This window comes from Serratia sp. 2723 (assembly GCF_050434425.1).
In the GTDB taxonomy this organism is placed as follows: domain Bacteria; phylum Pseudomonadota; class Gammaproteobacteria; order Enterobacterales; family Enterobacteriaceae; genus Chania.
Window position 1 is genome coordinate 15,168 of record NZ_JBNDIN010000019.1, and the last position, 21,805, is coordinate 36,972.

The 21,805-nt window shown below is 53.9% G+C and carries 23 protein-coding genes and 2 tRNA genes; 8 read left to right on the forward strand and 17 right to left on the reverse strand.

The genetic code is table 11. The features are described from left to right. The 3 genes from ABIE29_RS21575 to rsuA form a co-directional block, all read right to left on the reverse strand. Positions 1–345 (reverse strand): YejG family protein, encoded by a 345-nt coding sequence (locus ABIE29_RS21575; RefSeq protein ID WP_021805874.1) that lies wholly within the window; start codon positions 343–345, stop codon positions 1–3. An 842-nt stretch (positions 346–1,187) separates the two neighbouring features. After that, a complete protein-coding gene (locus ABIE29_RS21580) occupies positions 1,188–2,384 on the reverse strand; it encodes a Bcr/CflA family multidrug efflux MFS transporter (RefSeq protein ID WP_021805875.1) in 1,197 nt (398 codons plus the stop codon). A 30-nt stretch (positions 2,385–2,414) separates the two neighbouring features. After that, positions 2,415–3,128 (reverse strand): 16S rRNA pseudouridine(516) synthase RsuA, encoded by a 714-nt coding sequence (gene rsuA, locus ABIE29_RS21585; RefSeq protein WP_429621166.1) that lies wholly within the window; start codon positions 3,126–3,128, stop codon positions 2,415–2,417. A gap of 552 nt (positions 3,129–3,680) precedes the next feature. On the opposite strand from rsuA, the gene ABIE29_RS21590 reads away from it, so the two are divergent. Together ABIE29_RS21590 and rplY are read left to right on the forward strand one after the other, a co-directional pair. Further along, positions 3,681–5,438 carry a DEAD/DEAH box helicase gene (locus tag ABIE29_RS21590; protein ID WP_429621168.1) on the forward strand — a complete coding sequence of 586 codons (1,758 nt, stop codon included), beginning with the start codon at positions 3,681–3,683 and terminating at the stop codon, positions 5,436–5,438. Positions 5,439–5,588: 150 nt separating this feature from the next. Continuing rightward, positions 5,589–5,873, forward strand: coding sequence for a 50S ribosomal protein L25 (gene rplY / locus ABIE29_RS21595; protein WP_025120596.1), 285 nt, complete (start codon positions 5,589–5,591; stop codon positions 5,871–5,873). An 84-nt stretch (positions 5,874–5,957) separates the two neighbouring features. Here the strand turns inward: rplY and yejK are convergent, their stop codons facing one another. Next, complete coding sequence (gene yejK / locus ABIE29_RS21600; RefSeq protein WP_248944334.1) at positions 5,958–6,962, reverse strand: nucleoid-associated protein YejK; 1,005 nt, start codon at positions 6,960–6,962, stop codon at positions 5,958–5,960. 161 nt (positions 6,963–7,123) lie between these two features. On the opposite strand from yejK, the gene ABIE29_RS21605 reads away from it, so the two are divergent. From ABIE29_RS21605 to ABIE29_RS21615, 3 genes are all read left to right on the forward strand, one after another. Continuing rightward, a complete protein-coding gene (locus ABIE29_RS21605) occupies positions 7,124–7,351 on the forward strand; it encodes a YejL family protein (protein ID WP_065683204.1) in 228 nt (75 codons plus the stop codon). 9 nt (positions 7,352–7,360) lie between these two features. Next, positions 7,361–9,145: an LPS biosynthesis-modulating metalloenzyme YejM gene (gene yejM / locus ABIE29_RS21610; protein WP_429621171.1), complete on the forward strand. Its 1,785-nt coding sequence runs from the start codon at positions 7,361–7,363 to the stop codon at positions 9,143–9,145. A 75-nt stretch (positions 9,146–9,220) separates the two neighbouring features. Beyond that, positions 9,221–9,297 (forward strand) — tRNA-Pro (locus ABIE29_RS21615). A 206-nt stretch (positions 9,298–9,503) separates the two neighbouring features. Here ABIE29_RS21615 and ABIE29_RS21620 read toward each other — a convergent pair. Both ABIE29_RS21620 and ABIE29_RS21625 read right to left on the reverse strand, forming a co-directional pair. Beyond that, positions 9,504–9,974, reverse strand: coding sequence for a hypothetical protein (locus tag ABIE29_RS21620; RefSeq protein ID WP_429621173.1), 471 nt, complete (start codon positions 9,972–9,974; stop codon positions 9,504–9,506). Positions 9,975–10,285: 311 nt separating this feature from the next. Then, the gene (locus ABIE29_RS21625) at positions 10,286–10,888 is read right to left on the reverse strand and encodes a hypothetical protein (RefSeq protein ID WP_429621242.1); all 603 of its coding nucleotides are present in this window, start codon (positions 10,886–10,888) and stop codon (positions 10,286–10,288) included. Positions 10,889–11,103: 215 nt separating this feature from the next. On the opposite strand from ABIE29_RS21625, the gene ABIE29_RS21630 reads away from it, so the two are divergent. Further along, positions 11,104–11,346: a DinI family protein gene (locus ABIE29_RS21630; RefSeq protein WP_021178442.1), complete on the forward strand. Its 243-nt coding sequence runs from the start codon at positions 11,104–11,106 to the stop codon at positions 11,344–11,346. 87 nt (positions 11,347–11,433) lie between these two features. Here ABIE29_RS21630 and ABIE29_RS21635 read toward each other — a convergent pair. Together ABIE29_RS21635 and ABIE29_RS21640 are read right to left on the reverse strand one after the other, a co-directional pair. Further along, positions 11,434–11,509, reverse strand: a tRNA-Thr gene (locus ABIE29_RS21635). Positions 11,510–11,618: 109 nt separating this feature from the next. Then, the gene (locus ABIE29_RS21640) at positions 11,619–12,542 is read right to left on the reverse strand and encodes a LysR family transcriptional regulator (RefSeq protein WP_429621175.1); all 924 of its coding nucleotides are present in this window, start codon (positions 12,540–12,542) and stop codon (positions 11,619–11,621) included. A 165-nt stretch (positions 12,543–12,707) separates the two neighbouring features. Between ABIE29_RS21640 and ABIE29_RS21645 the strand changes: the two genes are divergently transcribed. Then, a complete protein-coding gene (locus tag ABIE29_RS21645) occupies positions 12,708–14,123 on the forward strand; it encodes a M20 family metallopeptidase (protein ID WP_429621177.1) in 1,416 nt (471 codons plus the stop codon). Continuing rightward, positions 14,120–15,397, forward strand: coding sequence for an MFS transporter (locus ABIE29_RS21650; RefSeq protein ID WP_429621179.1), 1,278 nt, complete (start codon positions 14,120–14,122; stop codon positions 15,395–15,397). The genes ABIE29_RS21645 and ABIE29_RS21650 overlap by 4 nt, the downstream gene beginning before the upstream one ends. Before the next feature lie 168 nt (positions 15,398–15,565). On the opposite strand, the gene ABIE29_RS21655 is transcribed toward ABIE29_RS21650, so the two are convergent. From ABIE29_RS21655 to gspG, 9 genes are read right to left on the reverse strand one after another with little or no spacing between them, the layout of a single operon-like run. Continuing rightward, positions 15,566–16,408, reverse strand: coding sequence for a prepilin peptidase (locus tag ABIE29_RS21655; protein WP_429621181.1), 843 nt, complete (start codon positions 16,406–16,408; stop codon positions 15,566–15,568). A 59-nt stretch (positions 16,409–16,467) separates the two neighbouring features. Further along, on the reverse strand, positions 16,468–17,211 hold the full coding sequence (locus ABIE29_RS21660) for a type II secretion system protein N (RefSeq protein ID WP_429621183.1): 744 nt from the start codon (positions 17,209–17,211) through the stop codon (positions 16,468–16,470). Beyond that, positions 17,201–17,689, reverse strand: a complete 489-nt coding sequence (gene gspM, locus ABIE29_RS21665; protein ID WP_429621185.1) for a type II secretion system protein GspM — start codon at positions 17,687–17,689, stop codon at positions 17,201–17,203. The genes ABIE29_RS21660 and gspM overlap by 11 nt, the downstream gene beginning before the upstream one ends. Further along, positions 17,682–18,881: a type II secretion system protein GspL gene (gene gspL / locus ABIE29_RS21670; RefSeq protein WP_429621187.1), complete on the reverse strand. Its 1,200-nt coding sequence runs from the start codon at positions 18,879–18,881 to the stop codon at positions 17,682–17,684. The genes gspM and gspL overlap by 8 nt, the downstream gene beginning before the upstream one ends. After that, on the reverse strand, positions 18,881–19,867 hold the full coding sequence (gspK, locus tag ABIE29_RS21675) for a type II secretion system minor pseudopilin GspK (protein ID WP_429621189.1): 987 nt from the start codon (positions 19,865–19,867) through the stop codon (positions 18,881–18,883). Before gspK ends, gspL begins: the two co-directional genes overlap by 1 nt. Continuing rightward, a complete protein-coding gene (gspJ, locus tag ABIE29_RS21680; protein WP_429621191.1) occupies positions 19,864–20,463 on the reverse strand; it encodes a type II secretion system minor pseudopilin GspJ in 600 nt (199 codons plus the stop codon). The genes gspK and gspJ overlap by 4 nt, the downstream gene beginning before the upstream one ends. Continuing rightward, positions 20,460–20,825, reverse strand: a complete 366-nt coding sequence (gene gspI, locus ABIE29_RS21685) for a type II secretion system minor pseudopilin GspI (RefSeq protein WP_429621193.1) — start codon at positions 20,823–20,825, stop codon at positions 20,460–20,462. The genes gspJ and gspI overlap by 4 nt, the downstream gene beginning before the upstream one ends. Next, on the reverse strand, positions 20,822–21,373 hold the full coding sequence (gene gspH / locus ABIE29_RS21690) for a type II secretion system minor pseudopilin GspH (RefSeq protein ID WP_429621195.1): 552 nt from the start codon (positions 21,371–21,373) through the stop codon (positions 20,822–20,824). The genes gspI and gspH overlap by 4 nt, the downstream gene beginning before the upstream one ends. After that, the gene (gene gspG / locus ABIE29_RS21695; protein WP_024530061.1) at positions 21,373–21,801 is read right to left on the reverse strand and encodes a type II secretion system major pseudopilin GspG; all 429 of its coding nucleotides are present in this window, start codon (positions 21,799–21,801) and stop codon (positions 21,373–21,375) included. Before gspG ends, gspH begins: the two co-directional genes overlap by 1 nt. Positions 21,802–21,805 lie beyond the last annotated feature (4 nt).

A 21,805-nucleotide genomic window follows, 5' to 3' on the forward strand; every position in this document is an offset into this window, starting at 1 on the left:
TCAGAAGGGGTACTGCGCGCTGAGCTGCTCGGCAATCGCCGCACCGACGTTTTTTAAGCGGCACATGGCGGCACTTTCATCACATTGATGAACGAACAGGCAAGGCTCGCCTTCCCATTCAACGATGGAGCAGTTGACCTGGATCTCTTGCAGAGACAAGTTGAGCTGCTGCATGACCCGCCAGGCTTCGCGCCCGTCATGGCTGAGCAGCTTGAGGCCGATCAGATCGTTATCTTCGTCTATGCCGCTAAGCGGTATCGGTTCAACCTTGCTGCCGGTAAAACCTGATAGCCAACGATAACTTTGCGGCAAGCGATGCACTACCGAAAGCTGGAAACTATCCACATGAAATCCCTAGTATGAAAAGATGAAACACTTTTTACATCACAGGATGACTTAGTTATAGCCGGGATCATCCGACTTTGCCGCCCACAAATGTTATTTTTAAGTAAAATTTGCAACAAACAATTAACTTCATCCTGCGCTTGCTGATATCACTCAGTTTTTTTCCACCGTAAAAGGTTCTCTCACGGCGTTTTGCGACTCAGCTCGCATTTTTGCGTTATATGTAACCCTTTCCCACCGCGATCTCAACATTTTTTTCTTGCAATGCGGTTACTTTACAATCGGTATAATTTTACATTGTACAAACATATCGCTCAAATACTCAAACCAGGTTAAGTCAATAACAATTTGATTTAAAACAATATTTAATCAATCAGTCGTGAAAAAAATCCCCATCAGTCAGCGGGTTGCACCTCTGGCCACCGGAGAAAATAACACTGCCATATTTAACAAAAAAACTACAGTTCGTTTGGCTGCCGTTTAGTTAGCCTGCATATATTTAGCAACAAACTTAAACTTGCAAGCGGGTAGATTGGGGTCTAGTCGCATTTGTTCTAATCTCCCTCACCCCAACCCTCTCCCCAAGGAGAGGGAGCCTGTCCGGAGCTGTAATCAGGTGCAGAGGTCAGTCTGTGGTTCGTCCAGTAACATCAAGGGCGGAGTCAGGTACAGGACTTAATATATGGCTCATCCGGTCCCGAGGGGGCCAGACCGGTGTGTAGTTGGGGGTGAGGAGTAAAGCTGTGGCACATTCGTTGGAAGGGCCAGGGTGAACTCAGTAACGCTAAAACAGCTCGATCGGTCCCCTCTCCCTGTGGGAGAGGGTTAGGGTGAGGGGCAAATCAGGCAGGATTATTGCGCGGACGGCTGGCATAAAAATAGAACAACACCGCAACGATGCTGCACAGGGCCATAGATGAAACCATCGGCCACGCGCTCTTGCCTGGGGCCAAGGACAGAATTGCCCCAACCAGTGCGCCAATGCTGAAGCGCAACGTCCCAGCCAGCGAAGAGGCAGTTCCCGCCATATGAGGAAAATCGTCCAGGATCACCGCCATCGCGTTAGACGAGATCATGGCGATACAACCGAGATAAACCGCCACCCCGAGCACCAAAGCCCAGAAACCCAGCCCGCTGGCGGTGACGGCCAGCAACCACACGCCCATCGTCAATTGCACAAACAGACCAAGGCGGAACATTTTAACCGCCCCCAGACGGCGCACGTTGCGGCTATTGATCAGGGTCGTCAGGAACAGAAACACGATGTTCAGCGCAAAGTAATAACCAAAATGCTGCGGTGAAACGTTATTCAGCTCGATATAGACAAACGGCCCGGCGCTGAGGAAAGAAAACATCCCGGCAAACGAGAAGGCACTGGCCAGCATATAGCTCAACACGCGCTTGTGGCGGAACAACGAACCGAAATTCCTCAGCGTGGTACGCAGATGGAATTTTTGCCGCCGCTCCTTGGGCAACGTCTCCTTGATAAAGAACGCCACCAGTACCGAACCCAACAGCGCCGCGGCCCCCATGGTCCAGAAGATGGCATGCCAGCTGAACCATAACAGCAGCACGCCACCGATCATCGGAGCCAGCAATGGCGCAATGGTCATCACCAGGATCACGAACGACATCATGCGTGAGAACTCGTCCTTGGTGAACATGTCACGCATCAGGGCATTGATCACCACGCTGGCCGCCGCGGCTGCCAGCCCATGCAGGAAGCGCAGGTTAATTAGTTGTTCCACCGATTGGGCCATCGCACAAGCCCCACCGGCGATAGCAAAAATCAGCGTCCCCCACAGGATCACCGGTTTGCGACCAATGCTGTCGGACATCGGCCCGTAGAACAGTTGGCCAACGGCAAAGCCCAGCATGTAGGCGCTGAGCGTCATCTGTACCCGGCCAGACTCCACGCCGAACTCCTGGGCGATTATCGGCATGCTGGGCAAGTACATGTCGATCGCCAACGGCATCAGCATGGACAGCAGGCCCAGAATAAAGATCAAACCGAGGTGAGAGGTCCGGTTCTGTTGCACGTTCAACGACTCCTTGGTCGGTCGCAAAAATTAATCCAGCAGGTGTGGTGCGCCTACGCTGGCAATCTCTTCTTCGGTCAGCGGGCGGTATTCCCCCGGCGCCAAATCGTCATCCAACACAATGGCGCCAATGCGCTCACGGTGCAATTCGATGACCCGGTTACCCACGGCCGCAAACATGCGCTTCACCTGATGGTAACGCCCTTCGCTGATGGTAAGACGCACCAGGGTATCTTCGATTTTTTCCAACTTCGCAGGCTTGGTCAGATTTTTTTCGTTATGCAGCTGCACCCCCTGCTCAAACTGCTGGGCAGTATCGGCGGCCAACGGATATTCCAACGTCACCAGATAGGTTTTCTCACACTCGTGGCGCGGTGAGGTGATACGGTGCGACCACTGACCATCATCGGTCATCAGGACCAGGCCGGTAGTATCAATATCCAGCCGCCCTGCCGCATGCAGCTTGTACGCGACGGGTTCATCCAGGAAATAGAGCACGGTTGGATGATCCGGATCGTCGGTAGAGCACACGTAACCCTGTGGCTTATTGAGCATGAAGTAACGTGGCCCGTTCAGCTGTGACAGCACGTTGCCATCAAACCGCACTTCCTGTTCCGGAGCCAGCTTGAGCGCCCCGCTCTTGACCACTTCACCGTCTACGGTGACACGTTTTGCACGGAGTTCACGCGCTACCAGCGCACGGCTGATACCCAACTGCTGAGATAAAAACTTGTCCAGTCGCATTGAATCTGCTTTGCCTGTCGTTGTTATGATCGCATTGATCTGGTTGCTAAATATGACGCCCCGTTGTCGCACCAGGTGCAAAAACAGAGTTCGAAGAGGATGTTCGCGTAGGGAAGCCCTAAGGCTGTATCCCTTAATTGCACGTGAGCGCCGCTGGAGGTCATTTGAACGCGTTGCAAGGCACGAGCCGTGAGGTTTGGTGGGTCCAAATAAGCGGGGAGAAACGCAGATACGCGTTCAAATGGCCCCAGCCCGAAGGGTCGCGCCCCAAAAGCCCGTACTCAGCGTTGTCGGGCTTGAACGTAGGCCCACTATGCCCTGCCCCCTCCGCCTTGATTACGGGCTTTTGGGACTGCGACGGCACCACGGTCAATTAAGGGATACAGCCTAGCATAGCGACGGAAACGATGCCATAACAGGGGTAATTTCCATGCTTCTCGCACTGCGTAGCCGCAGAGGGCATAATAATAGAAATTTTTCCGCCGTCTGAGGAGCAAAATGTCACAGTTTCAGTGGAATGTTACAGCCCACTTCAGCGAGCGCGACTAACGCATGGCTTTTACCCTACGCCCCTATCAGTTGGAAGCGGTCGACGCCACCATCAAGCATTTCCGCCAACATCCTGAACCGGCCCTGATCGTGCTGCCAACCGGCGCTGGCAAAAGTCTGGTGATCGCCGAGTTGGCAAAACGCGCCCGTGGCCGGGTGTTAGTGCTAGCCCACGTTAAAGAGCTGGTGGCGCAAAACCACAGCAAATACTGCGCTTACGGCCTGGAGGCCGACATCTTCGCCGCCGGGCTACAGCAAAAAGAGAGCAGCGGCAAGGTGGTGTTCGGCAGCGTGCAATCGGTAGCACGTAATCTATCGCTGTTCGACGGCGCATTTTCCCTGCTGATCGTCGACGAATGCCACCGCATCAGCGACGATGACGACAGCCAATACCAACAGATTATTCAACACCTGCAAAAAACCAACCCGCAGTTGCGCCTGCTTGGCCTGACGGCCACCCCTTACCGGCTGGGCAAAGGCTGGATCTATCAATATCATTACCACGGCATCACCCGTGGTGACGGCAACAGCCTGTTTCGCGACTGCATTTATGAACTGCCGTTGCGCTATATGATTAAACACGGCTTTCTGGTGCCGCCAGAACGGCTGGATATGCCGATCGTGCAGTACGATTTCAGCCGCCTGGAAGCCAGAAGCAACGGCCTGTTCAGCGAAGCGGATCTTAACCGCGAACTGAAACAGCAAAACCGCATTACGCCGCACATCATCAGCCAGATCGTCGAATACGCCGAAACCCGCAAAGGCGTGATGATTTTTGCCTCTACGGTGGAACATGCCCGTGAAGTGCATGGCCTGTTGCCAAATGGGGAAGCGGCGCTGGTCAGTGCCGAAACGCCGCCAGGCGAACGTGACGCGCTGATCGAAGCCTTTAAGCAACAGCAATTACGCTACCTGGTTAACGTGGCGGTACTGACGACGGGGTTCGATGCGCCTCATGTCGATCTGATCGCTATTTTGCGCCCCACCGAGTCCGTCAGCCTGTATCAGCAAATCGTCGGGCGCGGTTTACGCCTGGCCCCAGGCAAGACCGACTGCCTGATCCTGGACTATGCCGGCAATCCCCACGATTTGTTCACGCCGGAAGTGGGCGTCAGCAAACCCCACTCAGACAGCCAACCGGTGCAGGTATTTTGCCCTGGCTGCGGTTTCGCCAACCTGTTTTGGGGCAAATGCACCGAGAACGGCGATATTATCGAGCATTATGGCCGCCGCTGTCAGGGCTGGCTGGAAGATGATGAAGGGCACCGCGAACAATGTGACTACCGCTTCCGTTTCAAATGCTGCCCGCACTGCGGAGCAGAGAACGATATTGCGGCCCGCCGCTGCCCTCAATGCCAGGAAGTGCTGGTCGATCCGGACGATATGCTGAAGGCCGCGCTGAAGCTGAAGGATGCGCTAGTCCTGCGCTGTGGCGGAATGGAACTGCACAGCGGCAAGGACGACAAGGGAGAATGGCTGAAAGCCACCTATTATGACGAAGATGGCACCAGCACCAGCGAACGTTTCCGCCTGCAAACGCCCGCGCAACGCAAGGCCTTCGAGATGCTGTTCCTGCGCCCACACCAACGGGCACCTGGCGTCCCCTTCAGTTGGCAAAACGCGGCGGACATTCTGGCCCAGCAGGCGCTGTTGCGCCATCCAGACTTCGTCGTCGCACGCAAACGCGGCCAATTCTGGCAGATACGTGAAAAAGTTTTTGATTATCAGGGCCGCTTTCGCCGTGCCAATGAGCTGTATTAGCCCCGTGCGGCAGGTTTTCATTGCCCGGAGAGCGGCTTTCCGTTAAAATGCCGCCCGCTTTACCTGGGTTCGCCCAGTGTGAAAGCAGGTTATCGAGCCTGTTACTGGGTCGCCTGTAGCAGGGTAAATTTTCTTTTAAGAGAAAAAACAATGTTCACTATCAACGTACAAGTACGTAAAGACCAGGGTAAGGGTGCGAGCCGCCGCCTGCGTGCAGCAAACAAATTCCCAGCTATCATCTATGGTGGCGAAGAAGCTGCGATTGCTATCGAACTAGACCATGATTCTGTCAAGAACATGGAAGTTAAACCAGAATTCTACAGCGAAGCAGTAACTCTGGTTGTCGACGGTAAAGAAACCAAAGTTAAGGTTCAGGCTGTACAGCGTCACCCGTTCAAGCCAAAACTGGCTCACATCGACTTCGTGCGCGTTTAATCGCCACGTTATCGATTTTCGGGACGCCGAAGTGAAAAACGCCGCAATTGCGGCGTTTTTTATTGGTTACGATTCGGTGGCGATTTACTTGCCGCCCGTGCGACGTTGCAACTGATCGCGCAGATTCGGTGGCGTACCTCTGATCGTCAGGGTATCGGTAGCCGCATCCCAGAAAATGCGTTCCCCCAGCAGCATCGCATCAAAGTTCAGGCTGATACCGCCGCCGCTGCCGGCAAATTTGGTCAGTTGGCGTAACGTGCCGCGATCCGCCGGGAAGCTATCTTCCAGCTCGTAGCCCTGTTCGCTGGAAAACTGCAGGAAATCCTTCTCGCCCACCGGGGCTATCTCTTTCGACAGTTCCTGCAACTCGATCTCTTCACCAGCCTGCAACTGCTCATTACAGTAGCTGTAAACCTGCTGACGTACCGTCTGGCGTTCGTGTTTGCCTAGTTGAGCATCGGCACAGTAATCATCCACCGCCTGTAGCAGGCCACGGTTTTGCGCTTTGGTATCCAGCCCTTCCGCCGCCGCCAGGAAATCCATAAAGAAATCGGAGACCTTGCGCCCTACCCGTCCTTTGAGGAATGTCAGATAGCGCGTTGATTGCGGGTTGGTTTCCCATTCGGTCAGATCGATACGCGCCACAATGTCCGCGTGGTTGATATCCAGATAGTGGGTGGTGCGGATATCCAACTCTTCATTGACACGCGTACTGTTGCAGCTGTTCAGCACCGTGATCAGCAAGTATTCCACCGCCAGATAGCGATAATGGGCGAACAGCACCACGCCACCGTCGGCAAACGGATATTTGGCCAGTTCGTCGCGCAGACGGCCGGTGGCAGCACGGCTAAATGCGAGGAAGTCGTCATCACCCTTACGGCAGTTACGCAACGCGTCCGCCAGTTCGCTCTGCTCGTTGAACAGGCCGTAAGCCTTACTCTTGGCGCTGTAAACGCGATGCAGCTCTGCCATCATCTCTTCCACCGCCGCATTGGTGGTAAGAAGGGAATCGCGCAACACCACTTCCAGCGTCTGCTCATCGCGTTTTACCAACTGGTGCAGTGCAATCTGCTCGATATCCAGACTCATGATCAATCCTCCTGTTCTTTGAGCGCGTATTCAAGCACTGACGAAGCCGAAAGACAACGGGCATGGCAATGCCTTAACGAACTTCACGCTATAAAAGAGCGGAAAATCACGGCCCCATACGGTAAGATATGGGACTTTGTCGAGCTTTGAGCACAATATTTATGCCACAATCATCTCGTTATAGTGACGAACACGTTGAACAACTGCTCTCTGAGCTGGTCAACGTTCTGGAAAAACACCATACTCCCACCGATCTCTCTTTGATGGTATTGGGCAACATGGTAACCAATTTGATCAACACCAGTATTGCTCCCGCACAGCGGAAGACACTGGGCAGATCGTTTGCTGAAGCCCTGCAGGCTTCTATCCGTGAAGATAAAGCGCATTAATAATTACTTATGGTGACAAACCGTCAGCGTTATCGTGAAAAAGTCTCCCAGATGATTAGCTGGGGGCACTGGTTCGCCTTATTTAATATTCTGCTCAGTATCGGGTTGGGCAGCCGCTACCTGTTTGTTACCGACTGGCCGTCCTCACTGCTGGGGCGTGTCTATGCGTTGGTCAGCCTGATTGGGCAGTTCAGCTTTATTGTCTTTGCCGCCTACCTGCTGATCATCTTCCCGCTCACCTTTGTGGTGATGTCGCAGCGCCTGCTGCGATTTATTTCCGCGACGTTGGCCACCGCCGGGCTGACGTTGCTGCTGGTCGACAGCGAAGTCTTTACCCACTTCCACCTGCACCTTAATCCGGTGGTGTGGGAGCTGGTCGTCAACCCGGATCAGAGTGAACTGGCGCGCGACTGGCAGTTGGTGTTTATCGCCGTGCCGGTGATATTCCTGGTCGAAATGCTGTTTGCCACCTGGAGCTGGCAGAAACTGCGCAGCCTGAACCGGCGCAACTTCGGTAAGCCGCTGGCGGTGCTGTTCATCTGTTCGTTCTTTGCTTCGCACCTGATTTATATCTGGGCGGATGCCAATTTCTATCGGCCGATCACCATGCAGCGCGCCAACCTGCCGCTCTCTTACCCGATGACCGCGCGTAAGTTCCTGGAAAAACACGGCCTGCTCGATCAGCAAGAGTATGAGCGCCGCCTGGTGCAACAGGGCAATCCAGAAGCCGCGGCCGTTGAATACCCGCTCAATAGCCTGAGCTACAGCGATAAAGGCAGCGGTTATAACCTGCTGATGATCGTGGTAAACGGGGTTCGCACCCAGGATCTGGCGCAAGACATGCCGGGCCTGAGCCGCTTTGCCCAGGAAAATATCCGCTTCAGCGACCATTACAGCTCCGGTAACCATGCGGACACCGGCCTGTTTGGCCTGTTCTACGGTATTTCGCCCACCTATCTGGATGGCATTCTGGCCGGACGCAAACCGGCGGCGTTGATTAGCGCACTGAGCGATCAAGGCTATCAGTTCGGCCTGTTCTCTTCAGACGGTTTCAACGCCACGCTGTACCGCCAGGCGCTATTGACCGATTTCTCGCTACCGCCTGAGCCGTTCGTGCAAAGCGATGCCACCACCACACATCAGTGGCAAAGCTGGTTGGCCACTCAGAGCGGCAGTAGCCCTTGGTTCTCCTATATCAATTTCAGCGGCGCCAGGTTGCCAGAGGGCGACAATAAGCTCTCGCCAGAAGCCTTTGCCCAACGCTATCGTACCGGCGCTAAAGACATCGATGCGCAGATTGAACAGGTGCTGGCAACGCTGAAAGAAAAGGGCCTGTTGGATAAAACCGTGGTGGTGATCACCGCCGAGCACGGCATAGAGTTCAACGATAACGGCAAAGGCCATTGGGGAGCGGGCAGCAGCTTTAGCCGCAGTCAATTGCAGGTTCCGTTGGTCATCCACTGGCCAGGCACGCCGGCACAAACCATCAACAAGCTGACCAATCATAACGATGTGATGCGTACGTTGATGCAACGCCTGCTGCATGTGAAGACACCGGCTAACGACTACTCACAGGGCGAAGACCTGTTTGCCGCACAGCGTAAAAACAATTGGCTCGCCACCGGTAACGGCAGCCAGTTGGTGATCACCACGCCAACACAGACGCTGATATTGGACGGTAATGGCAACTACCGTGCCTACGATCAGGACGATAACGAGCTCAAGGACGAGAAGCCCCAGCTAGCCCTGCTGTTACAGGTGCTGACCGATGTAAAACGCTTTATCGCCAACTAACTGCTTAAATCTAGAGCAATCAGTGAGGTAGCTGCTTGAATTTACATCTGAAAACGGTAGTATAGGGTTCTGCGTCGGCATGTAGCGCAGCCTGGTAGCGCACCGTCATGGGGTGTCGGGGGTCGGAGGTTCGAATCCTCTCATGCCGACCAACTATTTATAAAAAAACCAACCAGTTACGGTTGGTTTTTTTATGTCTGGAATTTGGCCATGGTACCGCCCTTTCAACAGGCCATACCAATGTGTCATTTCAGGCCGTTCGCCAGATTGTGTCTCTCAATGGAGAACGGTGCCATTGTGACTGTTCACAAGCACAACACTAATCAGAGACCATCAGCGATTAATAAGCCCACGAGTTTCAGCTCTGAGGACAGGCGACCAGATAGAGATCGTGGACGGGCATACTCGCATCAAAACCACGTACTCTCTCTGGATCATCAATAGCCGGGTCAGCAAGCTGCTTGGCTACGTCGTCTACACTGACATCCTCGACATAAAAAGTCGCATCAGTCATTTTATTGCAGTTAAAGTAGGTCCCCATTAATACCATTTTCCCAGGGGTCGTATAGCTCTCCTGTTTATTGACCAGTGCAACAACACCATCCGCTCGTTTAGCGACGACAGCATAGTTTTCCTCAGAACGGTCAAAAACATAGGCATCATTTTCTGGATAAGTCGACCATATAGCAGACTTTTCAGCAAACAGCTCTGCCAAATTAATCGCTGGCTTTAGTGCATTTTTGTTATCAGCATCTTGGGCAACTGCCGAAGTCACCACGCCGATGGTACCAGCCGACAGCATACCTAAAAAGAGTAATGTTTTTTTCATGGTATTAATTCCCTTTTGAAAAGTTTAAATATGACAGCCCAAATAATAACCTTATGACATGTAAAAAGAAGTATTGCACAACCGATCATCTTTGCACTCATTTATGATGGGTGCATTCAAACGGACGCGCAAAGATCAATATGTATAATAAAAACCAACGGTTCATACCTTGACAATTAGTGTGTAATGGCAATAGTAAGCTGCCACAGCCCACTCGGTTGTGCTGACGTACAACGCGCCATGCCGTGCCTGGCGAACAAGTTTCTAAAAATCAAACACCTATGAACTCGATTTTGATGGGGCGGTGCACTTCACGCCCCCCTTCGGAGATAACCCACCGTCGCAAACAGGCAAAGTGAATAGCCAAATAGCTCACAGCCCTCTTCCACCATATTCTTCACCACGCGGTTATACCCATCGAGCATCAGCTCATGCCATAGCAGTTGCATACCAAACAGACGTGAAAATACTAATATGCATAACAACCCGGAAAACATCATGCCGTAACTTGGGTGACTGAAGAAATGTGCTAGTCCACGTAGCGTAGCGGGCAGCTCTTTGAGTGCATAAAGCACACAGATCAGCGTTACGGCTAAGGCAAACCACACCCAGGCACCATGCCTCAGCATATCGAACACAAAGTCCATCTCGCGGATCAGCATACATAGGAAGAAGCCACCGATTAATACCCTGGCATACCGATGCTCCGCCTGACGATAAGCGGAGATAAAGAAGCTGAGGGCTATCGCCACCAGTATGATCTCTTGGGTTACCTCGGTGAGCGACGTCTCGGAGACAAAGTTATGCAGCCAATGAACGTCAATGAAGATAAGGCCTATCAACAATGCTAGACAGATACCTGATAGAAGGAAGAGACACAGCTTTCTAATAATTATGGATAAATCTTGTTGCATATTAAGAATGATTATCAATTTCAAGGTGGCTCTATACTATTAATCTCCGCCAAGGATACCGTGGCAAATAGTGCGTAATGGCGATGTTGGCAACTCTATAGAGCACACTTCCCCCAAAGTTGGCCAGGATAAAATTTTCCCCTCCCCTCTTGCACTCACCCCGTCCCTTCGGTCAGAATAACTGTATACATAAACAGTGACTTTAGGGTTGGGCTATGTTCGTTGAATTGGTGTTTGATAAGCGTAATGTCGCAGGGATCCCCGGTGCCGATGAAATCATCAAGGCCGAGCTGACAAAACGGGTACATCGCATCTTCCCGGATGCAGAGGTGAAGGTGAAACCCATGCAGGCCAACGGCCTTAACTCGGACGCCAGCAAAAGTGACCGCGAGAAGTTAAACCGTATGCTGGAAGAGATGTTCGAAGAGTCTGACCAATGGCTGGCCACCGATATTTAAAGGGCCGAAGGGCGCGGTCATTGGCTGCGCCGCATTATGGATGCCCAAAGACAAAAAACCCCAGCATTTCTGCTGGGGTTTCTTATATGGTGCCGGCTACCGGAATCGAACTGGTGACCTACTGATTACAAGTCAGTTGCTCTACCTACTGAGCTAAGCCGGCGAAATCTGTCGGAAGGGGTACCGTTTCCGTGGAGCGCAATATAATACAGCCAGACTGGAACAATCAAGCGTAATCAACAGATTATTTATCTTGTCGATTAAAAAACGGCTTATATGCCGAATTTCTCACCGATGGCCCGTTCTTCACGACTTAATGTCTGATTAATATGGTCCACAAACAACGCCAAAGCCGTGCTCCGCTGCCGCCCCAGTGGCAATTGCAGCTGCAAGGTACGCGGACTTTGCTGCTCGGCCGCAAAAGGTTTCAGGATCAATCCTTGAGGCTGCAACAACGGCATTGCTGTAAATTGGCTACAGATGGTAATCGCCAGCGGGGAGCCCTGTAAAAAATAGTACAGCGTGGAGAAGTTATCACAGGTTAGTACGGGTTCAATGAAGGTGCCATTCATCTGACAAGAGATATCAAACAGCTGGCGTACCGTGGATCCAGGCTCTGGCAGACATACCGGATACTGGCAGAGATCCGCCAGAACCACCTGCCTGTCGGCTAATGGATGCTCCTTTCTCATCAACAACAAGACCGGTGCTGGCCACGAAGCCGCTACCTCAACGCCCCGCTCCGGGTGCAAACTAAACTGCAGCACCATGTCACACTCGCCATTGCGTACCAACCGCGCCAAGGTTTTAGTGTCTGCCACCGTCAACACGAAGCTGACAGCCGGGTGTTCTGCACGAAAATGCGCCATCAGCTGTGGCATCAGCATAAAGGCCACTCCGTTGCTACAGGCCACGCGTAGTGCGGTACGCCGTTCGGCTTTCAACCCTTTGATTTCTGCCACCGCCTGCTCAATATTCAACAGGCTTTTACGAATATGGTTTTCAAAAATCTGCCCGGCCTCGGTCAGCACCATCCCCCGCGCGTGGCGTTCGAACAATGGCGTGCCAACCTGCACTTCCAGGCGCTGGATCTGCCTGCTGATCGCCGATACCGCCACAAACAGCTGTTCACTGGCCGCACTGAGTGAACCACAGTTGGCGACCACCAGAAAAAAGCGAACCTCGCTACTCAACATGCTGTCCCTCTCCATGGTGCAAAGCTTGCCAAACAGCAAACGACCGTTGCCTTTAAAGCAAAGCTTGTTTGTTAAATGGATAATTGTGGCAAACCCCGATTTTAGCTTAGATAACAAACACAACAAGTAAAACAACACAACGCAGACACAACGGGGAAAATCATCATGACGGGTGAACAGGCCGTCGCTTTGGCGACAGCGTATTTTGACAGTGGAGAATTCCGCCGCCTATTGGCGCGGCGCATCGCGCTGGCCACCGAAAGCCAGCGGCATGACGACGATGCCGGCATTTTGCTCTACCTCGAACAGGAACTCATGCCGCCATTACGGGCATTGGGTTTTGAGTTGCAACTGTTCGATAACCCGGAAGCGGTCAACCGCCCGTTTCTGATCGCCGTACGCATTGAAGATCCCTCATTGCCCACCTTGCTGAGCTATGGCCACGGCGATGTGGTCTTCGGCGACGATGAAAACTGGCGCGCAGACCTTTCACCTTGGGAACTGAGTGAAGAAGGTGACCGTTGGTATGGCCGCGGCAGCGCGGATAACAAAGGGCAGCACAGTATTAACCTGGCGGCGCTGGAGCAGGTTTTCCACGCACGCGGGGGCAAACTAGGATTCAACTGCAAGCTGATTTTCGAAATGGGCGAAGAGATCGGTTCCCCTGGGCTAGCGGCCATTTGCCAGCAGCAACGCGAATTGCTGCAAGCCGACCTGTTTATCGCTTCCGATGGCCCACGGCTGAACGCCACACAGCCCACGTTGTTCCTTGGCTCACGCGGCTGCATCAATTTCCGCCTCAGTATTCACGCCAGGGATAACGCCTATCACTCTGGCAACTGGGGTGGATTACTCAGCAATCCCGGAACCCAACTGGCTAATGCCATCGCCTCTCTGGTTAATCAACACGGCCAGTTACAGGTTGCAGCGCTGAAACCCGCCCCTCTGGATGACAACCTGCGTGCCATTTTGCGCGATCTCAGCGTTGGCGGCCAAGCTGGCGATCCAGCAATCGAAGAGAACTGGGGTGAGGCTGGCCTGACCCCAAGCGAGCGCCTGTATGGTTGGAATACGCTTGAAGTGCTGGCCTATCAAACGGGCAACCCGGCTAGGCCAATGAACGCCATTCCTGGCAGCGCCATGGCGGTATGCCAACTGCGCTTCGTGGTCGGTACCGACTGGCAAAATCTGGTTAACCATATCCAACAGCATCTGCAATTACACGGCTTTGACAATGTAGAGGTGGAATGGCTGCATGGTTCACCGGCCACCCGGCTCAATCCACAAGACCCACTCGTTCCTTGGACACTTGAGATCCTGCAACAAACCAGCGGCAAAAAACCCGCATTGCTACCCAACCTGGGCGGTTCGCTGCCTAATGACGTGTTTGCCGATACGCTGGGGCTGCCGACGTTGTGGATCCCCCACTCCTATCCGGCCTGTGGTCAACACGGGGTCAATGAGCATATGCTGAAATCCATCGCTCGTGAAGGATTGCAGATCATGACTCGCCTGTTCTGGGAGTTGGGCGAAAATGGCAGCACTATCCTGGCACAACGCCGGACAGGAGAGTCCTCATGAGCACCATAGCCCAACAGGATAGCGTAGCGGCCAAGCCCAATTTGTATAAAACGCTGTTTGCCACCTGCATCGGCAACGCGTTGGAATGGTTCGATATCGCGGTTTATGGCTTTTTCGCCAGCTATATCGCCCATGCCTTTTTCCCTACGGAGGATCCCGCCGTTTCATTGTTGCTGACTTTCGGCAGCTTTGGTGTCTCATTCCTGATCCGCCCACTGGGTGCGGTGGTGCTCGGAGCCTACGCCGATCGGGTTGGCCGCAAGAAGGCACTTTTGATGTCCATCAGCCTGATGCTGCTTGGCGGTGCGATCATCACCTTTATGCCGTCTTACGCCACCATTGGGCTGGCGGCTCCGCTGATGATCCTGTTTGCCCGACTGATTCAGGGTTTTTCCGCCGGTGGAGAGTTTGGCAGTTCAACCGCCTTTCTGGTCGAACACTTCCCGGAGCGCAAGGCGTTTATCGCCAGTTGGCAGTTTGCCACGCAAGGCGCCAGCACGCTGATGGCTTCCGCCTTCGGGTTAGGTATGACCCACTGGCTGACAGAAAGCCAAATCCAGGACTGGGGCTGGCGTATTCCCTTTGCTTTTGGGCTGCTGATCGGCCCGGTGGGGCTGTATATCCGCCGTCATGTACATGAGCCGGCCAGCTTCGTACAGCAGCAGAAACCCGAAGCACCGTTAAAGATGCTGGTCGGTAATCAAAAAAATCTGCTGTTGTTGGCCATCGGACTGATGGTGATTTCCACCGCCATCAACTACATGCTGAATTATGTACCCACCTATGCCACCAAAAACCTGAATCTGTCCGGTTCCGCCGCCTTTAGTGCGACCCTGTTAGCCGGTGTGATTTTAACGGTAGTCACCCCGATAATGGGATTATGGGCGGAAAAAATCGGCCGCCTGCCGTTGATGTGGGGTTCGCTGCTCCTGCTGCTGCTGACTATTTACCCGGCATTCCTGCTGGTGGTGAACCACACTTCGCCAATGATGCTGATGTTGATGGTTGGCTGGCTGGCCTTGCTGAAGTCCATCTACTTCTCGACGGTGCCTTCGGTGATGGCCGATCTGTTCCCGATGGCAACACGGGCCAGCGGTATGGCGATCGGCTACAACGTGGCGGTGACGGTATTTGGTGGCTTTGCGCCGCTGATCTGCACCCTGCTGATCACCGCAACCGGGACCAGCCTGGCACCAAGCTATTATCTGATGATGATGGCACTACTGAGCGGCTGGGCACTGTTGGGTAGCAGAAAGCATTTGCGTACGGCCTGATCCCCCCCCAGGCTATTGGAATAACTTGGGGTTAATTCGGAGTTCTACACGGAGCATGAGGGGAGTTTTTACCGTTATGCTCCCCTTACCGTCAACTCAGAATGGCTGGTAAGGGGACTTCAAAACACCTCAAGCTCTTACTGGCGCCTCTAATGCGCTATTTTCAGCTTAAAGGCTCCAGGGTATAAACATATTGACCACGCCCGACACGGCGAGCCATGGACCAAAGGCTAACGGTTGATTAAAATCTTGTTTCGCCAACCCGCGCTGTATCAGCGTAACCAGCAGCCCACTGGCCGCCGCCACCAAAATCACCTGTGGCAACGCTTGCCAACCTAACCAGGCCCCTAACGCCGCAAGTAATTTAAAATCACCATAGCCGAGAGCCTCTTTACCGGTTGCCAGCTTGAATAGCCAGAACACGCTCCATAGGCAGACATAACCTGCCGCTGCGCCAATCGTCGCCTGTTCCAACGAGGCAAAATGCCCCTGAATATTGAATAACAGTCCGATCCACAGCAGTGGCAACGTCAGCACATCTGGCAATAGTTGTGTCTGGTGGTCAATAACTGCCAGCGTCAGCAAAAAAGAGAGCAATATCCAGGCGCCCAGCAAGGGGAAACCTAGCGGGAATATAAGCGCCGTCAGCACAAACATCATAGCCGTTGCCACCTCAACCAGCGGGTAGCGCCTTGGGATCCGCTCACCACAGCAACGAGCCTTCCCCTTTAACAACAGAAAACTCAGCAGGGGTATATTGTCCCTGGCCGCAATACGATGCTGGCAATGCGGGCAACAGGAGTGCGGTAATAGCAGATCAAAGCGCGGTATGGATTCAGGTAAGGGCAGCGCCAGTTGCACGAGCGACTCACGCTGCCATTGCTTCTCCAGCATCACCGGTAATCGGTAAATCACCACGTTCAGAAAGCTACCCACTATGGCCCCAAACATCCCCACGACACCCAGCCAGAGGAGGGGAAATGCAACCGTAAAATCCAGTAATAAACTCAAAAAACCTCCCCGCAGTCAGTCAAGTACCTACCCAACCTTTTAAGACAGCCTGGTACCGTTTAATTCAACCGCCCCTGAACCTGCCAGGTTATCTGCCCCTGATCGTTGGCCCTGCCTAACTGATTTATCAGTGGCCTCATCGTCTCCGGTAATACCGGCCCTCGGCGCACCTGACCATTGAACTGATAGCGCCCGTCAAATCCGACGGTGCCACGCCCCGTCAGGCTCAGATGAGCGGAGTCCTGTTTCAACACCAACACCAGAGCCCCTTTTCCATCACAGCTCAACTGGCCTTGCACGTTGGCCAGTTCCAACGTCCCCAACGGGGTCGCCAACTGTGCGTGCTGCCAGTTGACGACACCACCGCCAAGACTCCGGCAACCAGCGGAACTGAACTCTCCTTGTTGCAACCGCAGTTGCAGCTCTCCCTGGGCGGTGATCGGCAAAGGCAACGACAACTGTTGGCGCACAACATCTGCAGGAACAGAGAGTTGCCACTCATGCAGTTGAAGATCCAGCCAACCACGCAGAATACCGGCTCCCTGCAAGCCTTGCGGATCCCTTAGCTCAATCTCTAAGGCCGGCATCCAAGAGGAGAAAGTGAACTGCCAGTGCAGTTTTGCCAGCATAATGTTACGCCAGCTTAACTGGTGCAAACTGCCCTGCCACAGGGAACCAGAAAAGCCACCGACCTTCATATCTGCGGGTATAAAAGCTTGTAATACCCGTGCCGGCGCGTGGCCTCCCAGCAATAGGAGATAACAAGCCAACAAAAGCACGGCCTTTTTGGCTTTAGCGCCCATCGCTGCGCTCCAGCATCAGTTTGTTTACCGTCACCCATCCTGGTTTATCGGGACGCATCGCCACCTCAAGCGCCACAATGCGAACGCTATAGCGCTTTTCCAACTGTGTGAGCCAAAGCATCAAGGCATTAAAATCGCCAGGTTCCAGCGTGACCGCCAGCCGCTCTCCCTGAGGCTGCATGCGGGTAATGTTCATGTTTTGAGCTGCAGCGCTCTGTGCCACCCTGGCCGACAAGCTTAGGGTGGTCTCCTGTATGGGTTGTGCCCCCTGTTGGCGCAAGCGCGGAGCCTGTTGCAACATCCATTCCACCGTGTTTTTTTCACGGGCGATAGTACGCTGCCATTGGCTAGCCTGTTGTTGCCAGGGCAGCCATAGTGCGTAGTAGCACAAGCTCACGATAACCAATACACCACAGCCCAGTACCAAACCTTGTTCCCGAAGGCTGAGCTGTAGCCAGCGGTGCTTGAGTTCATTCATCCTTTATCCCCAGAGTCAGTCGGCCCTCTACCCCAGTTGGATCCTGCTTGATTTCGCCAGGTTGCACTTGGTAACGCTGCCCGGCAGCAACCTGAAACTGTTCCAACGCCTGAAAAGAGGCCGCCTGTACATCGACCTTCAGCTCTTTACGGCCAGCGTCATAAGACAGCGCCTGGAACCGGATTGCCGAGTTCTCCGCCATCAGCTGTTGCAATTGGTGCATCTGTGCGACCACACCGGCTTGCTCGATAGGCTGTAATTGCTGCAAGTGCTGCTGCATCTGCACGCGTGGATTAACCACCTTTTTATCAGCCGGAAACAGCTGTTGGTAGACCCGCACACTTTCCTGCCGCCAATGTTCAGTCTGTTGCCAAAGCCGGTAATGAGATAGCCCGGCGCTCACACACAACAGCAGTAAATACCCCGTTAATGCCATCATCACGGTTCGCCAGGGGCGTAATCGTGCAAGCCAGGGGCTAGAGCGGGTAAATTCGCCCTGACGCAGATCGGCTCCGCAATCATGCACGCCTTCTGCCGCCAGTTGCAGTAAATCCCGTGGTGGTTGAACACGCCATTCCGGAGGGCTAGCGGTTGATGCTGGTGGCGCGGAGTAGCTTTCAATTACCGGCGGTGCCCACACGGCCAAAAACTCCGATAACCAGGAGGATTCAACAATCATGCCGGCATGCTTTTCCCGGCGGAACAACCATTGGTCATTGAGACTGACCGCACTCCAACCGTTGGCGGCCAAGGGTAACGCCAGCACATCTGGCAACATTGCCTGCACCTGCCCCCCCAGACGTTCACAACGGGCTATCCACTGATGCATCAGGCTTTTATCAACTACCGCAACGTCACATACATCGCCACTTTGCTGCAAAATGGCAAAATGCAGCCGTTCAACCTCCGTTGCCAGTTGCTCCTCCAGCATAAACGGCAGGACTTGCAAACGCTGACGCCTGGCACGACGAGGCAGCGTCACACGATGGAAAACCAACTCGCTCGCAGGCACCAATACCCAGGCAGGGTATCTGGCAAGCAGGCTCATCAATTGGTCATCGTTCTCCCCCATAGCCAAGCTGCCTTGCTGATGGCCATCTGCTGAGGCGAAATACCACTGCACTGGCTGCGTTTCATCGCTGGGTAAGCGCAATATCAACCTGGCTTGCTCACGGGGCTTTCTGTTAGGCATCAAGGCTCCACCCTCATGCTTAATCCATATTGCCGCTGTACCACCTGGAAACTGTTACCGGCTTTGCGCAACAGGCTGCGCTGGCTATAGTGAGTCTCCCCCATCAGTACGGTAAAACTGGCTAAAAACAGCTCACTCTTTATCGTCAACAGCGATCTGACCGTTGAGGTGTCGATGTCCTTAAGGGCAACCTGTGCCAAAAATGCCGTCGTGCTGCTCCACCCTTCACGTGGACGCTGTTGTAACAATCGAGTCGCCATGGCTGAATCAAGCTCCTTGAGAAATAGCGCCGCCAGTAATGGCCCTTGAGACTCACTCAGGGTATTAACGTTGACCAACAGAGTCTGTGTTGGCAGCGCGCAAACGTAAGGTAAAAGACGCCGATAAAGGCTGGCATCAACCCCAGAGACGGTGCGCAACTCGCTGACATCCTGCATGGGTTGATTGGCGGGCAAGTAAGCCACCGCCTGGGCCATATAGACCTCATCTTCAGCCCCTTCAATGCCTGTCTCGCTGTCACTGTCTATCCAGTCACGCAATGCCGCGGCTATCTGCGTAGCGCGCAGGGAGTCTTCACCCAGGTTGATTAACAACTGTCTGAAAACCTGGGTAGGGTAAGGCAATGTCGGCTGCCCCCCCTCACTGACGGCCCCTTGGTTAATGGCATTGAGATTAAAGCAGGCCTGACCATCAACAATCTGCCCAAACACCTCCCCGCCTTCAACGGGGAAACGGCGCTGTTCTTGCGCCCAGTTTTGCGCCAAATGCGTTTTATTCGGTGAGTCCAGCGCATCTCGTTGCAAAATTTTCGCCGCCAGTGCTTCTGCCGAGCGGGCGTACCATTTCGCCTGCTGGCGATCCAAATGAGCTGCGGTACGCAGATAGGTACGCCCGTTTCGCTCGGCAATGGTCGCAGCAATCGTCACCATCAGCGCCAGGATCAGCAACACCACCAGCAGGGCAACGCCCTTTTGCCGCGCCCTCATTCTTGCCCCACCGCCGTGATCAAAAACAGACGGGTCAATTCACCCACGCCAGCAACCACCAATGTCACTTCAATCCCCTGCGGCAAACTCGACGCGCTGTCCCAACTCTCCCGCCACGTACCCTCAGCAAAAAAGCGCAGACGAAAGACACTGACCTCATCGAGCAAAACCTTGACCACCGGTGCTTCCCCAACGAGCGGATCCGCATGGGCATAGCTCAACCGCTCTAACTGCTGATGGCGCAGACGATATCCCACCGGTTGTAGCTCGGCGCGAGGCAACATCCCCATCGGGTTTTGCCAACCGTTGCGCATGAAAGAAACACCCCAGTCCTCACTTTGTAATTGATAGCGCGCCGCTGAAAATACGCGTTCATTCCCTCTGGCATGGCGGGGGATGATCTGACCGAAATCCCCTTCCAACTGTATAAAGGCACGTTGAAGCTCGGCCAACCGCTGCGCTTTGCGCTGCGAAATCTCATCATTGCGCATTACCCCCTGCAACACCTGGAAGGCACTGATGCTCAACGCAGCAAAAATCGCCAATGCCAACAGCATCTCAAGCAGTGTGAAGCCCCGCTGGCGACGACAATTCATTCCCGCACCACGTAGCTGCGTAAAGAAACCACTGGCGCAGCGTCTTCTTTATGACGCCGCACCTCAACATCCAGTGCCCGTAATTGACCCAGTTCGGTATCAACCCCCTGCCAGCGTAGAGACCACTCCTCGCCCGCATAGGTCACCGTGGTGCCGATCCAGCGCTTTTCCGGCCAGGTTTTCTCAAGATGTAACCTGACCTGTTGATTATCCGCCAACCAGCTTGCCAGTATTTTTTCCTCCATACGGCCAATGCTGCCAGCCTGTTGTGCCGTGGTTTGCAGCACGGCTAACCCCGCCAAAGCGAAAACGATCAGTGCCACCAGCACTTCGAGCAACGTCATCCCTCTTTGGGTGTTCATTGTGTTGCTCCGTTTGCTGACGAATCGATCGCGCCTGCTGCGTCTACACGAAGCCAAACCAATGGTTGGCTACCGGCCTCACTGAAAACCAGCTCAAACGGTGTCACCTCCCCGCCGGGTAACAGCAGAATATCGGGTTCCGGTGCCGACTCCGCAGCACGCGGCCACTCCTGCCGATCGGGGAAATGCAGCTTGAGCCGGATATCATCAGGCATTTGGCTCCCTAACGCCGCCTGACGGGGTTGCCAATTCTGCCAAACGTAACCTTGCCAACTATCCGAGCCAGAGACTGCCCCGCGTTTTTCAGCGGCCTGACGCTGTAGCATTTGGAATTGCCAGCCATCTGGTCGAACCTGGATCCCCAGCAACTGGTCATTTTGCACCGAGGCATCCATGGCGAACGCCAACTGAGCCTGAAAGCGTTTCAGCTGTAGCTGCGGGTTATTTTGTTGCATGGCCGGAAATGACATGATCACCAAACTGGCTGCACTCCCGATCAGCAGCACAACCAGCATCATTTCCAACAACGTAAAGCCGCGTTGGCGCACTACTTCTTACCAATAGTCCAGTTACCGATATCATCCTCGGTGTCCGGTATGCCATCTGGGCCATAAGAGAAAACGTCTAACTGACCGTGTTGGCCCGGGCTAAGCAACTGATAGTCTGCCCCCCAGGGATCCTGCGGCAAACGGCGAATATAGCCACCTTGGGGATAACTGCGCGGTTCCGGTTGTGCCGAGGGCTTGGTCACCAGTGCCTGCAACCCTTGTTCGGTGGTGGGATATCGGCTGTTATCCAGCTTGTACATATCCAACGCGCTCTCCAGCGCGACAATATCGCTGACGACCTTCTGATGGTCGGCCTTTTCTTTATTCCCCATCAGGTTAGGCACTACCAGACTCGCCAGGATGCCCAGGATCACAATCACCACCATAATTTCCAGCAGGGTAAAACCTCGCTGACGCTGTTGCCGCATTTTT

Bases quoted from the DNA above. Each gene is read 5' to 3' on its own strand.
- rsuA (WP_429621166.1), bottom strand. From the start codon at position 3,128: ATGCGACTGGACAAGTTTTTATCTCAGCAGTTGGGTATCAGCCGTGCG.
- ABIE29_RS21590 (WP_429621168.1), top strand. From the start codon at position 3,681: ATGGCTTTTACCCTACGCCCCTATCAGTTGGAAGCGGTCGACGCCACC.
- rplY (WP_025120596.1), top strand. From the start codon at position 5,589: ATGTTCACTATCAACGTACAAGTACGTAAAGACCAGGGTAAGGGTGCG.
- yejK (WP_248944334.1), bottom strand. From the start codon at position 6,962: ATGAGTCTGGATATCGAGCAGATTGCACTGCACCAGTTGGTAAAACGC.
- ABIE29_RS21605 (WP_065683204.1), top strand. From the start codon at position 7,124: ATGCCACAATCATCTCGTTATAGTGACGAACACGTTGAACAACTGCTC.
- yejM (WP_429621171.1), top strand. From the start codon at position 7,361: ATGGTGACAAACCGTCAGCGTTATCGTGAAAAAGTCTCCCAGATGATT.
- ABIE29_RS21620 (WP_429621173.1), bottom strand. From the start codon at position 9,974: ATGAAAAAAACATTACTCTTTTTAGGTATGCTGTCGGCTGGTACCATC.
- ABIE29_RS21625 (WP_429621242.1), bottom strand. From the start codon at position 10,888: ATGCAACAAGATTTATCCATAATTATTAGAAAGCTGTGTCTCTTCCTT.
- ABIE29_RS21630 (WP_021178442.1), top strand. From the start codon at position 11,104: ATGTTCGTTGAATTGGTGTTTGATAAGCGTAATGTCGCAGGGATCCCC.
- ABIE29_RS21640 (WP_429621175.1), bottom strand. From the start codon at position 12,542: ATGTTGAGTAGCGAGGTTCGCTTTTTTCTGGTGGTCGCCAACTGTGGT.
- ABIE29_RS21645 (WP_429621177.1), top strand. From the start codon at position 12,708: ATGACGGGTGAACAGGCCGTCGCTTTGGCGACAGCGTATTTTGACAGT.
- ABIE29_RS21650 (WP_429621179.1), top strand. From the start codon at position 14,120: ATGAGCACCATAGCCCAACAGGATAGCGTAGCGGCCAAGCCCAATTTG.
- ABIE29_RS21660 (WP_429621183.1), bottom strand. From the start codon at position 17,211: ATGGGCGCTAAAGCCAAAAAGGCCGTGCTTTTGTTGGCTTGTTATCTC.
- gspM (WP_429621185.1), bottom strand. From the start codon at position 17,689: ATGAATGAACTCAAGCACCGCTGGCTACAGCTCAGCCTTCGGGAACAA.
- gspL (WP_429621187.1), bottom strand. From the start codon at position 18,881: ATGCCTAACAGAAAGCCCCGTGAGCAAGCCAGGTTGATATTGCGCTTA.
- gspK (WP_429621189.1), bottom strand. From the start codon at position 19,867: ATGAGGGCGCGGCAAAAGGGCGTTGCCCTGCTGGTGGTGTTGCTGATC.
- gspJ (WP_429621191.1), bottom strand. From the start codon at position 20,463: ATGAATTGTCGTCGCCAGCGGGGCTTCACACTGCTTGAGATGCTGTTG.
- gspI (WP_429621193.1), bottom strand. From the start codon at position 20,825: ATGAACACCCAAAGAGGGATGACGTTGCTCGAAGTGCTGGTGGCACTG.
- gspG (WP_024530061.1), bottom strand. From the start codon at position 21,801: ATGCGGCAACAGCGTCAGCGAGGTTTTACCCTGCTGGAAATTATGGTG.